We start from the raw sequence: 639 nt of genomic DNA on the forward strand, positions 1-639 counted from the left end.
GGGGCGAGTTTGGTTCTGCTGTCATGGCAAATCCCTTCAGAGTGGTTGGTAGCAAACCGACTCTGATCTCCCTCAGGCCGCTGTCCACCACTCATCATGGGATCTTTTGCTTGCGCGCCCCGCTGGCGTGCTGGTGGGCGCGGATGACGGTGGCGTCCACGCACAACCATTCGAAATCCCCATCCTGGCTCAGCGCCTGGAAGAGATCACGCAAGACGCCCCGCCCCACCCAGTCATAGTAGCGACGCTTCACGATACGATGGTCACCGAACCGTTCCGGCAGGTCGCGCCAGCGTGCCCCGGAGCGGGCCATCCAGAAAATCGCATCCATGAACAACCGGGTTGTTGGTGCGCGGACCGCGCTTGCCCTTACAGCCACCGGGCATCAGAGGGGCCAAGCGAGCCCATTGCGCATCGTTCAGGCGGTCTGGATCGTAGCTCTCGGCCAAGACTGACTTCTCCCAAAAAGCAGTCTTGAATCTGATTTGCCCGATCCTGGGAATCCCAAACCGTTAAATCCTCACCACGACCTAGTGGCACTGCACAGGGATTATGACTCTTTGGCGGTGGGCTTTGGATAGGCTTTGGCCAATTTGAGGCGGGCCTGTTCGGTCGAGAACATCCAGTTGATGCGGGCGC

Annotated in this window: 1 pseudogene; it reads right to left on the reverse strand. The window is 59.6% G+C overall.

Annotation, left to right across the window (positions count from 1 at the left end):
• Window positions 1-103: 103 nt before the first annotated feature.
• Window positions 104-386 (reverse strand): annotated as a pseudogene (locus RFN28_RS34705) (transposase); the annotation flags it as partial.
• Between the last annotated feature and the right edge of the window lie 253 nt (window positions 387-639).

Origin of the sequence: Mesorhizobium album (genome assembly GCF_033977205.1) — a bacterium.
In the GTDB taxonomy this organism is placed as follows: Bacteria; Pseudomonadota; Alphaproteobacteria; order Rhizobiales; family Rhizobiaceae; genus Mesorhizobium; species Mesorhizobium album.